The organism is Dysgonomonas sp. PF1-14, from assembly GCF_029892965.1.
Taxonomy (GTDB): Bacteria; Bacteroidota; Bacteroidia; order Bacteroidales; family Dysgonomonadaceae; genus Dysgonomonas.
Genome location: NZ_JARXWN010000020.1, coordinates 39819 through 53440, shown reverse-complemented (window position 1 = coordinate 53440; position 13622 = coordinate 39819). Strand labels below are relative to the sequence as shown.

The 13622-nt window shown below is 42.3% G+C and carries 12 protein-coding genes; 5 read left to right on the top strand and 7 right to left on the bottom strand.

Translation table 11 applies throughout. From position 1 onward, the window contains the following. The first annotated feature begins 8 nt into the window (after window positions 1-8). From gltA to M2448_RS18155, 4 genes are all read left to right on the top strand, one after another. Entirely contained in the window at window positions 9-1481 is a 1473-nt protein-coding gene (gene gltA, locus M2448_RS18170; RefSeq protein ID WP_280647564.1) for an NADPH-dependent glutamate synthase, read from the top strand. A gap of 403 nt (window positions 1482-1884) precedes the next feature. Then, a complete protein-coding gene (locus M2448_RS18165; protein ID WP_280647563.1) occupies window positions 1885-2502 on the top strand; it encodes a DUF6146 family protein in 618 nt (205 codons plus the stop codon). 81 nt (window positions 2503-2583) lie between these two features. After that, window positions 2584-3051, top strand: a complete 468-nt coding sequence (locus M2448_RS18160; RefSeq protein WP_280647562.1) for a hypothetical protein — start codon at window positions 2584-2586, stop codon at window positions 3049-3051. An 89-nt stretch (window positions 3052-3140) separates the two neighbouring features. Next, window positions 3141-5354, top strand: a complete 2214-nt coding sequence (locus M2448_RS18155) for a TonB-dependent receptor (protein ID WP_280647561.1) — start codon at window positions 3141-3143, stop codon at window positions 5352-5354. A 202-nt stretch (window positions 5355-5556) separates the two neighbouring features. Here the strand turns inward: M2448_RS18155 and M2448_RS18150 are convergent, their stop codons facing one another. The 7 genes from M2448_RS18150 to M2448_RS18120 all read right to left on the bottom strand — a co-directional run bounded on the left by M2448_RS18150 (window position 5557) and on the right by M2448_RS18120 (window position 11829). Beyond that, window positions 5557-5871 (bottom strand): hypothetical protein, encoded by a 315-nt coding sequence (locus M2448_RS18150; protein WP_280647560.1) that lies wholly within the window; start codon window positions 5869-5871, stop codon window positions 5557-5559. 6 nt (window positions 5872-5877) lie between these two features. Beyond that, window positions 5878-6546: a DNA alkylation repair protein gene (locus M2448_RS18145; RefSeq protein WP_280647559.1), complete on the bottom strand. Its 669-nt coding sequence runs from the start codon at window positions 6544-6546 to the stop codon at window positions 5878-5880. Window position 6547: 1 nt separating this feature from the next. Then, window positions 6548-6847 (bottom strand): Dabb family protein, encoded by a 300-nt coding sequence (locus tag M2448_RS18140; protein WP_280647558.1) that lies wholly within the window; start codon window positions 6845-6847, stop codon window positions 6548-6550. 756 nt (window positions 6848-7603) lie between these two features. Then, window positions 7604-8056, bottom strand: coding sequence for a hypothetical protein (locus M2448_RS18135; protein ID WP_280647557.1), 453 nt, complete (start codon window positions 8054-8056; stop codon window positions 7604-7606). A 115-nt stretch (window positions 8057-8171) separates the two neighbouring features. Beyond that, entirely contained in the window at window positions 8172-9458 is a 1287-nt protein-coding gene (locus tag M2448_RS18130; RefSeq protein ID WP_280647556.1) for an Nramp family divalent metal transporter, read from the bottom strand. Window positions 9459-9470: 12 nt separating this feature from the next. Next, window positions 9471-10859, bottom strand: a complete 1389-nt coding sequence (locus tag M2448_RS18125; protein WP_280647555.1) for an MFS transporter — start codon at window positions 10857-10859, stop codon at window positions 9471-9473. Window positions 10860-10986: 127 nt separating this feature from the next. Next, window positions 10987-11829, bottom strand: a complete 843-nt coding sequence (locus tag M2448_RS18120) for a hypothetical protein (protein ID WP_280647553.1) — start codon at window positions 11827-11829, stop codon at window positions 10987-10989. A gap of 243 nt (window positions 11830-12072) precedes the next feature. Between M2448_RS18120 and M2448_RS18115 the strand changes: the two genes are divergently transcribed. Then, on the top strand, window positions 12073-13578 hold the full coding sequence (locus M2448_RS18115) for a pectate lyase (RefSeq protein WP_280647551.1): 1506 nt from the start codon (window positions 12073-12075) through the stop codon (window positions 13576-13578). Window positions 13579-13622 lie beyond the last annotated feature (44 nt).

Below are 13622 nucleotides of genomic sequence, written 5' to 3'. Positions count from 1 at the left end.
AACCAAATATGACAGAACAAGAATATATACAGGCACGCCGGAGTGAGGCTTGGAGAGAGGAACTCCGCAAGAATATGAAAGCCAAAGAACGCGGTGACAGACCACGTGTACACATGCCGGAACTCGATGCCGAGTACAGAAGCCATACACTGAAAGAAGAAGTAAATCTGGGACTATCAGCCGAACAAGCCGTTTATGAAGCAGCGCGCTGTCTCGACTGTGCCAACCCTACCTGCATGGAAGGATGTCCCGTAAATATACAGATACCTTCTTTCATAAAGAATATAGAGCGCGGAAACTTCCTCGAAGCGGCTAAGGTACTGAAAGAGACGAGTGCACTGCCTGCTGTATGCGGACGTGTCTGCCCACAGGAGAAACAATGCGAAGCCAAGTGTATCTACATACAGAAGATGAAGAAAGAGCCTGTGGCTATCGGTTATCTGGAACGTTTCGCTGCAGACTATGAGCGCGAAAGCGGACAGATAGCTATACCAGAACTTGCTCAGCCTAATGGCATTAAAATAGCCGTAGTAGGATCAGGTCCTGCCGGACTGTCTTTCTCAGGCGATATGGCTAAACTGGGATACGACATTACCGTATTTGAAGCATTACACGAGATTGGTGGCGTACTTAAATATGGTATTCCTGAGTTCCGTCTGCCAAACGAAATAGTCGATGTAGAGATAAATGTACTTCGCCAGATGGGTGTTAAGTTTATAAACAACTGCATAGTCGGTAAAACCATAACATACGAAGACCTGCACGAAGAAGGCTTTAAAGGTATCTTTGTTGCCAGTGGCGCAGGACTGCCCAACTTTATGAATATACCGGGGGAAAACCTGATAGGCGTGATGTCGTCCAACGAGTTCCTTACTCGTGTCAATCTGATGGATGCTTCGAATCCTGAGAGTGACACTCCTGTGCAGAAAGGCAAGAAAGTAGCCATCGTAGGCGCCGGAAATACCGCAATGGATGCTGTGCGTACTGCTAAGCGTCTGGGTGCAGAAAGGGCTATGATCGTGTATCGCCGTTCAGAAGAAGAAATGCCGGCACGTATAGAAGAGGTAAAACACGCGAAAGAAGAAGGAATTGAATTCCATACCCTACATAACCCTGTTCGCTATGAGGGTGATGAGAATGGTCGTGTACAACGGATGCTGCTCCAAAAAATGGAACTTGGGGAGCCCGATGCTTCAGGTCGTCGCAAACCTGTGCCTATCGAAGGTGCAACTGAATGGTTCGATGTAGACGAGGTGATCGTCAGTGTGGGCGTTTCGCCAAATCCTCTGATTCCATCGACTTTTAAAGGTTTGCAAATCTCCAAATGGGGAACAATTATTGTCAATCAGGACACAATGCAATCCGATCTGGCCGATGTATATGCCGGAGGAGATATTGTACGTGGAGGAGCAACCGTTATCCTTGCTATGGGAGACGGACGTAAGGCTGCTGCCGCTATGGATAAAGCACTGAAAGGATAAATATTTCAAAGATCGTATAGGGAGATTGTAGCTGTGGCTATAGTCTCCTTTCTTTTTTAACTAAAACCTGACAAAGTTGTACAGTTAACAGCCAACAGTTATCAGTTAACAACCAGCGGTCACAGGAGCGCAGTATATGTAATCTTAGATTTTTTCCTTTACTTCTTCGCGTGAAATAATTTTAACTAAAACCTGACATTTCTCACAAAAAATTCAATCTTTTAGTTTTAAATTTTAATCCTTTAAATCCATACTTGTCAAAGATCGTTTTTTGTTGTTAACTGCTGACTGGTCACTGCTAACTGATATATAGATAAACTTTAAAAAGAAAAATACATCTCCAAGACAATCACGCCATATTATTTTTCTTTACCTTTGAAACCAATCTGATAAACAGACTGCAATGCGAAAGACCATCATCTTATTATTAGTTATATTACCCCTCTGCACATTTGCACAGAGTGACAAACTCATCAGTTTACAGCAGCTAGCCGATTCTCTCATCGGAAAGACTACTGCGACAGATCATCCTCAAAGAATACTCTTTGTTATAGACGGATATCCGGAAGAAGATTCGCTGGAGAATAAATACATTCACCTCGCAGCAATAGAGTCGACTTATAAATTTAGAGCGACGGATATAACCCCTAATACTTGCAAACCTTGGCCTAATGTTATCCTTATCACTACAAAAACATGGTGGGACAGCGGGGTGGCTGATAATGAAGACGGATACGACATTACTGTCCTCGATGCGGGATATGATACATTCCTGAAAACACAACTGCCTAAAGAATACTATTCCGTTCCATATCTGAAAACAAAGAATACAATTATGGTCTCAGCATGGAACAGCCGCCATAATCAGTCGCTTCAATTCAATCCTTACATATACGAGGCTCCTATAAATTATGATCCGAATATAAGTTACGGGCTCGACTTCGAGTACAAGCTGTATATGTTCTTCCTCTTTATGAAAGAGAAATACGATATAGACTACCCTGTGGTCAAAAATCTGTGATACGGAGAATATCTAATAATCCTAAAAACTTGTCCTGAATAGCTCGTTATTTAGAACAATTCTTTACTTTTGCAGAGAATTATGAAAAGATTTGCTCAAAATATAATACTAGTTATAGCTGCCGCAACCGTTTTCTTTACAGGTGCAGGGGTAACTATAATCAACTATTGCTGTGCATCTTGCAGCGGGCAAACTCTCATTATGGCTCAACAGCATACCTGCTGTGCTATTAGTCATGAACAACATACAGATGCCACAGCCCCTTGTTGTGCTGCTACCGAAGCAGAAAGTCACGATTCGTGTGAAACTACAGCATTCTCCGGCGAAACACATTGTCAGGCATCACGTTTGTCGATAGACATAGATGCGGCATCGTTTCGTCCGCATGTAGCTACTCCAGTTGTATGGATTTCCGACAATTCGCTTATATTAGCATCAGCGCTCCTGCCTGATACGACAGAGTTCGCAGACCATTATTCCCTGTTCAAATCCCCTCCGGATATTCCGCCACGCGAATACCTCTCCCTCATACGGGTACTTATCATTTGATTTATTAATACATCGCTACTTGTTGTGTATCAGTATTGATATGCGATAAAGCATTATTGTATTATATAAACTATATTATTGAAAATCAAATGAAAACAATTAAGATATTTATTATACTACTGTTACTCCCTGCTCTGGCATTCGGCAAAGAGACACTAAAAGGATATGTATTCGATGCTCAGAAACAACCTCTGATAGGTGCATCCGTCAAATGGGAAAATGCAAAGATCGGTGTAGTAACAGACGACAAAGGCTATTTCGAAATAGCCGGAACCCCACATAAAGACCACATGCTGGCAATCTCTTATGTGGGATTCAAAGACAAGGTAGTCCATATCCACGATTTTGCAGACATACAGAACATTGTCCTCGAAGAGAGTAATGAGCTGGGCGAAGTAGTCATTGAAAAGACACCTCCCGGAACCATCAAATCACGTAAAGAGATATTACAGACCGAAAAGATAACGGTAAAGGAGCTGCATCGTGCAGCCTGCTGTAACCTCTCCGAAAGCTTCGAGACCAACCCCTCGGTAGACGTATCGTTCAGCGATGCCGTTACCGGAGCAAAACAGATTCAACTGCTCGGACTGGCAGGGACATACGTACAGACATTGACCGAAAACTATCCTAACTTCAGAGGCCCTGCTTCTACCTACGGACTCGATTATATACCCGGTCCATGGATGGAAAGCATACAGATATCGAAAGGGGCAGCCTCAGTAAAGAACGGATACGAATCCATCACCGGACAGATGAATGTGGAATACAAGAAGCCTAACAGTGCCGATCCGCTCAGTCTGAATGTATTTGCCAGCGATGCCGGACGCTACGAAGCCAATGCCGATGCTGCGTTCATATTGAACGATAAGCTCAATACAGGTGTATTCCTCCATTACTCGAACGAACAGGCTTCGCATGACGACAACGACGACAGTTTCCTCGATATGCCTAAAAAGCATCAGTTCAACATAATGAACCGCTGGCACTATATGTCGGGCAGATACACTTCCCAGTTCGGATTCCGCTTTTTACAGGACTATCGTACCAGTGGACAGACAATGCACACGCTCAACGATGCTTCCGTCAATAAAGACAATCCGTATGAGATATCGGTAAAAGCAAACAGAGGCGAGTTCTATACCAAAAACTCCTATATACTCGATGAAGAGCGCAATGGCAACATCGCCCTGATATTTACGGGATCGTATCAGGATCAGAAATCGCGTTATGCACTGCAAAAATATAACGTGTATGGCAGCAATCTGTACGCCTCATTGATGTATGAAACCCAACTAGGTAAAGAGCATCAATTAAGCACAGGGCTAAGTATGAACTGGGATCAATACAACCAGACTATCATCCTGAACCAGCCATTGACCTATCAGCCCGATCACGAGACTACAACAGGCGGATATGCACAATACACTTTCAACAAGGACGATAAGTTTATTGCGTTGGCCGGAATACGTGCCGACTACAGTACCCTGCACGACAAGGTATTCGTCACTCCGCGTCTGCACCTGAAATATATGCCTGCCGACTGGGTCAATCTGAGGGCTTCTGCCGGAAAAGGCTATCGCACCGTATTTGTGATGCCCGAAAACAGTTTCTACCTTGCCAGCAGCCGTAAGATACAGATAGCGGAAAACCTGAAACAGGAATCGGCATGGAACTACGGTGCTAGTGTCTCTTTCCATATCCCTGTAAAAGGCGAGGAACTCACCATATCGGGAGAATGGTACCGTACTGACTTTGACAATCAGGTGGTGACCGATGTAGACAGTGATCCCCATGCTGTGAGATTCTACAATCTCAACGGTAAATCGTATGCCAACAGCTTTCAGGTGGAAGTGTCGTACCCATTGTTCAGAGGATTCAACATACTCGGCGCATACCGTTGGATGAATGCAAAGACCCAATACGGCGACAAGCTGATGAAGAAACCGTTAGTAAGCGATTACAAAGCACTTGCTACAGCATCGTACGAAACCAAAATGAGAAAGTGGGTGTTCGACCTCACCGCTCAGTTTAATGGTGGTGGCCGCATGCCGACACCCGATGCTGTGAACCCGCTGTGGAAAACCACATTCGACTCGTTCACCATACTGAATGCGCAGATCACAAAGAACTTCCGTACATGGAGTGTATATGCGGGAGCTGAGAATATTACCGACTTCAAGCAGAAGAATCCGATTATCTCAGCCGAAAACCCGTTCGATGACAATTTCGATGCTACTATGGTATGGGGGCCTACACAAGGACGTAAATTTTATGTAGGATTTCGCTATGCCATAGGCAAGTAAAAAAACCAGGCACCCCTCCTAACCTCTCCAAAAGGGGAGGATGCGCAAAGCGAATATTTTTTCTAAATTGATATACCTCCAATGCCTTTTTCGTGGCATAGTATTGAGCCCCTCCCTTTGGAGGGGTTGGGGAGGAGCTTATTTTATTTATCGGAATAATACTCAGAGTTATAAGGTTTTCGGATTCACAACTCATTTTTATTCAATCGGGAAGATCATCATATCCGGCTCTGGCCCGGCCTTTCATCTTCTTGAAAAGCATAATCAATACGATCAACACGACAAAAAAAGCAGCCAGAATAAATAATGCCATAGCTGCCATTGCCGCCAGATCCCTCCCTTCAGAAAACAGGGCTATCAGCAATATGGCTGCGATCACATTAAAGCTACATAAAGCTGACAATACAAGAACTATTTTCGGAGATTTCCTACCTTGCAAGAAATGCCCGATCAAAAGATATATAGGCAAGGCTATAGAAATAGCAACCAGTAGTATGACACTAAAGTAGGAAATCATATTCTATTATTTATCAAAATAATACTCAAACTCAAAAGCCAGTCCGTTATACGCCTCTTGTTTTACAAGGTCGGAACTTTCTTTATATACAGACAATTTTTTTAAGATATTATCGGCGGTACTTTCCGACTGCCGACCGATATGCTTCAACGCTTGTAAAGCGGCATTCCTCAACGATATATTATCAGAGACCGCATCATTCCAGATATAGTTAAAGGCATCCGGAAGTATATTTTCAGCTTTCTTTATCAGGTACAGTCTGGCAACAAGCCAATAACCTGTTGTGCGGATATCCTCATCGGCATTGCCTCCCCATTCTATAGCCACTTTTCCGGCAAAAGGCAAATTCTGAAACAGATTCATACATACCTGCTCGCGTATCTCCTGATTGGGGATTGCAGTTACCCACTCGTTAGCCGTTTCTTCTGTAAATTCCGCAACAGGATAAAGCAGGGTTGCCAGTATTTTCAGTTCGCGGGTATCTTCTTTCCATAATGTTTCGGCAAGCTCCTTATCGGGCTGATAACGCTCCGAGAGTTCTTTTATCTGTTGGATAGCTAAGCCAAAATTCACCTTATATGCAAGCCCTTTCTGCCGCATACTGGTAGAGGTAATACCATTCATTCCCATACGGCAACGCGTACGGATATCTTTTATTATATCTTCCTGCTGCATATCAAATTTCGTAATCTACAGCTTTTCTGTCCGTAACAGCTTCCCTGATAAAAGGAAGTAAAGCCTGATGTAACGGATGGTTCTGATATACATCGAGATCTTCTTTTTTCGACAGTTCGGAATAAAGAACGACGTCAAAGTTACCTCCTCCGAGAAAATCAATGCCGACTTCTATTTTCAGCAAGCCGTCTATTTTTCCACTCAAAGCTTCCAGTTTTTCTTTAATTAGTTTGGCATTGGCAGCCTTATCGTTTCCATGAGCCTCTTCTTTGAGCTTCCACATCACTATATGTTTTACCATAATCGTATAATATTGTTATTCAATTGTTTGAATTTATTTTTTAACTAAAATGTAACGAAAGTAATGAATTACGTTGTTTTTCGTATCCTGTTACTCTCTTCGCCATTCCCCACTCTTACACATCCTTTTTTTCGCGGCTTTGCCTGTAGGGGTGGATTATCATCCGCCCGCTTTTAGAAGCATTATTCTCATTTTGGGCGTAAAATATTATACCCCTACAACATGCCCTGATATTTTAACTAAAATGTAACGAAAGTAACGGATTTCTGATGTTTTTACTTGTCATTACTTTTTCATGTTAACTGTTGACTGATCACTGCTAACTGACATATAGATAAACTTTTCTATTTTTATTTATGCCAATCAGTATTTGAGATTGTATTGAATAATCGTTTGTTTATTTTCTACTGCGCGCAATTACAGATTGCTTGCATTCCTTTTGGCCTAAGCCCCAAAAGGAATCAAAAAGTCTTTAGCGCCACGCTTCATAGGACGACCCGTTAGAGGGCTCAAAGGCTAAACAAAAAAACTCGCCCATGGCTTTTGCATAATACGAACCGACAACTAAGCTCAAACACGTTTTTGTTTTACGCCTTTCTCTCCCTACGGGTACCCCGTCCATAAAGCTAACGGCGCGGGCTAAAGCACGATCTGGAGACGATAAATAAAGAGTTTTACTTGTAACTTGTAACTGCCCAAAGGGCAAAGTAACTAGTAACTAATAAACAAACATATAATTTCAACTACTGATTCGCATTATTTACTATACTCCTCCGGTAAAATCTTCACCTCAGCAAATAAAGAACCGTCCATCTTGTGATACGCATAGATCAGCGTTATCTTCTCCTTGCGAAGCATATCCACATTGTCATCTTTCACTGTCTTCAAACCCATTGACAGCATAGGCTTCGTACTCCTTACAAATTCCTCAGCCGATACGGCAGGCTCTTTCGTAAATGTATAATGATATTTATATTCGGTCTTCGATAAAGCTTCTTCCTTATCCTGACGCAAACCTCCGGGTACTACCAACGGCATTTTTTTATTAGCTTCTGCTGCCATTTTTACAAACTTCTCTTTGGGAGCTTCACTTTTTGCTGTCGAAACAGTCTTATCTCCGGCTTCATCAGTCTTCGGTTTCGATCCGCAACCGGAAAGCACACCCGCTGTGAATACACAGCAAAGGGCAAAAATCATATATTTTTTCATATTCATAATATCTATAATGAGCGATAAAGATAGTTATTTTGAGAATAAAGACACAATAATTTTACGAGACATGACTAGGTTGTAGGGGCGTATTGCATACGCCAGCTTATCTGAATTACAATTTTATATCCACAAAGAAGCTCAGTAGCAACAACACATTCAGAAAAGTCACTATAGATGCAATACCATATAGCATTATCTTTGTAAATGTAGTATTCGCATATTTGCCCATTACCTCTTTCGACGAGGTAAGCCGTACCTGCAAAAATACGGTTATCGGCAACTGCATACTCAGTATAGCCTGCGATATGATCAGCCCTTTGAAGGGATCGCCTATCATAAATATAATAAGCAGAGCAACACCCAGAGAGATAAGAATACCTACACGCGAATGGATATCTTTTATATTATAAGGTTCGTCATACATTCCCGCGAAAATAGAGCCTGCCGCAATTCCCGATGTCATAGACGATGAAACTCCTGCAAACAGCAATGCCACAGCGAAAATGATTACCGCATTACTTCCCAGTAAAGGTTCTAACAGCGAATGCGCCTGTTGCAGATCGTCAACCACTACTCCCTGTTTGAAAAAGGTAGCTGCCGCCAGTAATATCATGGCGCTGTTTATCGCCCAGCCTATAAGCATGGAAAAGAACGTATCGAAGAATTCGTATTTCAACTGCTTTTCGATCACCGCCTCATCTTCGAGATTCCACTGACGGCTCTGTATCACTTCCGAGTGCAGAAAAAGGTTGTGAGGCATCACCACAGCACCGAGCACACTCATTATAATAAGCATGCTGCCCTGTGGAACAGAAGGCACTACCCATGCTCTGGCAGCCGTTCCCCACTCTATATCTACCAAAAAAAGTTCGTAAATAAATGAAAGCCCTATCAACGAAACAAAAGCAATTATATAACGTTCTATCTTCCGGTACGAATTGGAAAACATCATCACAAAGACGAAAACAGCAACCAAAACCGCGCCTACTTTTATCGGAATATCGAAAAGCATGTGCAATGCGATAGCCCCACCCAGTATTTCGGCAAGTGAGGTAGATATGGAAGCGCCGATAGCAGACCAAAGCACAATGCGTGAACCTGTGCGCGGCAGGTATTTGTTTGCAGCTTCCGAAAGGCAAAGTCCTGTAACGATACCCAGATGGGCTACATTGTGCTGAAGGATGATAAGCATAATGGTAGACAGCGTAACCACCCAAAGCAAAGCATATCCGAATTCCGATCCGGCAGCAAAGTTCGATGCCCAGTTACCCGGATCTATAAATCCGACTGTTACCAGCAAGCCGGGTCCAATGTATTTCAATAACTCGAAAGCACTGGATTTTTGCTTTCTGTTTATTGTTGTATAATCCTTCTTTAATTTATTGAACAGATTTTTCATCAAACATTATATCTAAACACTTTTCTTCTTTTTCTCTCTTACAGACGAAGCATATACACCAAACAAACACAGTACCAGACAGATAATAAATGTTATCCGCATGCTGCTCATCAGTTGGCTATGCACAGCCGGAGACAATTCCACATTGCCTATGGTAATGGAGATCGCCATTATTGCTATTCCCATACTGAAAGCCTGCCCCGTTAGGCGCATTGTTCCCATCGTGGCCGATGCCAGCCCGTAATGTTTCTTTTCCACCGAACTCATTATAATATTCGTATTCGGCGATGAAAATATACCGAACCCAAGTCCTAGCAGAAACAATACTGCTCCCAGAAAATAATAGCTCGTAGTTTCGGAGATAAAACAAAGGCCGAATAATCCTACCGCAATAATCGCCATACCCAATGTAGCCAGAAATGTGGCAGACATTTTATCGGACAAACGTCCCGACCTGAGTGAAACAACAGCCATAACGATAGATTGTATAATAAGTATAAACCCTGCATCGCGTGGCGAAAGACCCCGAACATATTGCAGATACAGACTTAACATAAAAGAGATGGCAAATGTTGCAGAATAGTTTATCAGTGCCGACAAAGATGACAAACGAAATACTCTGTTTTCGAGAAATACACGAATATTGAATACAGGAAATTCCTGTTTCTTTTCATAAAAAGCAAAAAGAAGCAAGACTACTATACCGATACCAATAAAAATAAAACCACGTACATGCGGTAGCTCTGAAAAACCGAATATAAGGGCTGAAATTCCTATGGCAAACAGTACAGAACCGACAAGATCGAACTTACTTCGTGTCTCTTCTTTCCAGTCATCTTTTATAATAAGCATACCGCCCACAGCTACGATAAGACTCATTGCAGCCGATACGAAGAAAATACTATGCCAATTGAAATACTCGGTAAGCATACCGCCCACAAAAGGGCCGGCTGCGAGTGAGAAGTAAACTGTAGCTGCTATTGCACCCAGTGCCATCCCCCTCTTCTCGGCAGGTACGGAAGATGTGAGTATCGCTGTACTGGTACCAAACATCATGGCACTGCCTATACCCGAAAGGAAGCGGTAAACGATCAGTATGGTTCCCGTAGTAGCCAATCCGCTAAGTACCGTAAATATAAAGAACAACACGACACCGCCTATAAACACTTTACGCCTGCCTATCATATCGGCAATGCGCGCACAGGGTATTTGCAGAATAGCTGTCGACAGCATATAAGAAGTCGGAATCCAACCTGACATAACGGCACTCAGAGACAAATCTTTATTGATATCGGGCAAAGCCAGATTTAGGGCCGAACTCATAAACGGCACAAGAGAAGCTCCGAGACAGATTATAAATAACAGCAGACCTGTATTTGTTTTCGAACTTGTTTCCTCCATTTCACAACTTTTAAAACCTTAACGATCTCCTTAATCATTGAGGTGTTAAATGTACAAAATGTTTACAGACCGAAGAATGAAAGCTTATTTTATTTTTAACGACAGGACTTTGATCTATAATCAGCATTTACTCATAATATTCGATGACTCGTGTAATGTGAAACCCGTCGAGATAAGTATCATACATTTCATGATACATTCTATAATTATTCTTTATATCATAATCACCACGCGACAAATCTCCCGGACGTATTTGTTCAAGCCAGTTTCCTGCACTATCATAACCGTTGTATATCATTGTCCCTGTTTTATTCAACATAGTATATCCGTTTTCCGTTTTAAGAGTTATCAGGGAAACATCACCAAATTTGTTGTATTCAAAAAACACATGATTTCTCTTCATCGGTTCAACCCATTCAGTTACCTCATATGCCCGTTTTCCGTCACTATCCGTTTTCCATATATTCAACCGCTCTAAACCATTATGTGAAAATGCTTCAACAAGTTGGTTATTTTGGTTATAAATCCGCTCGAGATGCTCATATCCCTGACCTCTTTGTCGTATTTCCAAAATACAATTTCCTCTTTCATCGTATTTATCAGTTCCATTGTAAGATTCCCGTACACTATCGTTGAGATATTTATAGGTAACTTCACTTTTCTCTGTCGGATTATCCTCACTATAAACACTGATAGATATTAAACGCCCTTTTTCGTCGTAGATGTAATTATCCCATATCACTATCATATCCACACGACTTTCCTCTTTCTTGCTTATTTTACCGGTTTTGTCAAACCAGACTTTAATATAAAAATCTCTTTCATTTGTTACACGTACTGATTTTACTTTCCCTTTAAGGTTTTCTTTTTGTAGCATCGTTTGTGTCTTTTGAGCATAAGCAGCCTGCGTTAAAAAACTGACTGCAAACACTATTGCTATTAGAATATATTTATTTTTTACTCGTTTCATATTTTAAACTGTCTGTTATTGCGCCCAATGTATAAATAATTATTTAAAATCCGTATTGCTGAAAATAAATAGTAAAAACCCAAAATTGTGTGCAGTAAAAAAATCTAATATATAAACTAAGAAAGAGGGTGACAAATTGTTCTAATAACGGGGGCATTCCGCCTTAATTGAGAAACAGATAGTTATCTTTTTTAAGAGATGTAATATATTTGTTTCACATTCACATTTTAACCCATGAAACACATGCGAAAAATATTTTACCTTATTCTATCCGTTTCGCTATTCCTCTTTTCCTGTTCATCGTCTGACGATGGTGAAACTGTTATAACACCCGACCCTACGCCGGAAACACCTTCACTGATAACCTATCCTACACCACTGAGAGATACTGTACCTGCATTTCCCGGAGCCGATGGAGCTGGCAAGTATGTAACAGGTGGAGCAGGCGGAAAAGTATATACAGTAACTTCGCTGGCCGACGACGGTTCAGCAGGCACACTCCGATGGGCTGTAAACCAGACTGGAGCACGCACCATCATTTTTGCCATAAGTGGTATTATCGAATTGCGAAGCTCACTGGAAATAAAGAACGGAAATCTTACCATTGCCGGACAAACCGCACCGGGAGAAGGTATCTGCCTCAAAAATTATACGACAAGCATCAAAGCCGATAACGTCATCATCAGATATATGCGTTTCCGTATGGGAGACGAAAAACAAACTGCTGACGATGCTCTGTGGGGGCGCGAACGCAAAAACATTATCATAGACCATTGCTCGATGAGTTGGTCGACCGACGAATGTTCATCTTTCTACGACAATACAAACTTCACCATGCAGTGGTGTATACTTTCCGAAAGCCTTGCAAACTCGGTACATGGAAAAGGGTCGCACGGATATGGCGGTATATGGGGTGGACAAGGCGCATCGTTCCATCACAATCTGTTGGCACATCACAACAGTCGTAACCCGCGCTTTTGCGGCAGCCGCTATACAGGCAAACCCGATCTGGAACTAGTCGACTTCAGAAACAATGTGCTATATAACTGGGGAAGCAACAGCAGCTATGCCGCAGAAGGCGGCTCATACAACATAGTAAACAACTACTACAAACCGGGGCCGGCTACAGCTGCCAAGAAAAACGTTGTAAACCGTATTCTTGAAGCTTATGCCGACGATGGCAAGAATGTAAATGCAAAAGGTACTCATGGAAGCTTTTATGTAAACGGCAACTACTTCGATGGTAGTTCGGCAGCCATTTCGGGAGTAAGTACATATCCTGCACTAATAAGTAAAGTGAATACTAATAACTGGGATGGAATAACCCTGAATGCCTCAAACGGAACATTCTCCGTAGCCGATTGCAAGTCTGTTACTGCATACAATACAGCAGAATGCGAAACACATACCGCGCAAGCGGCTTACGAACTGGTACTCGCTGGTGCAGGAGCATCCTACAAACGCGATGAGGTGGACAAGCGTATTGTAAACGAAGTAAAGACCGGAACATATACATATCAGGGATCAAATGGCAGCACAAACGGTATCATCGACTCACAGGCTGATGTAGGAAGATGGCCGACCTACGATTCCACCCCTGCCCTTACCGACTCCGACGGTGACGGAATGCCTGATGAATGGGAAAAGGCGAACGGTCTCAATCCGAATGACAGTAGTGACGGTACGAAATACAATCTCAGCCGCTCATATACCAATCTGGAAGTATATCTTAATTCTATTGTAGAGTAACAGAAACTCTCAGCCCGAAATATTTGGAATAGCCCGATGCAAAA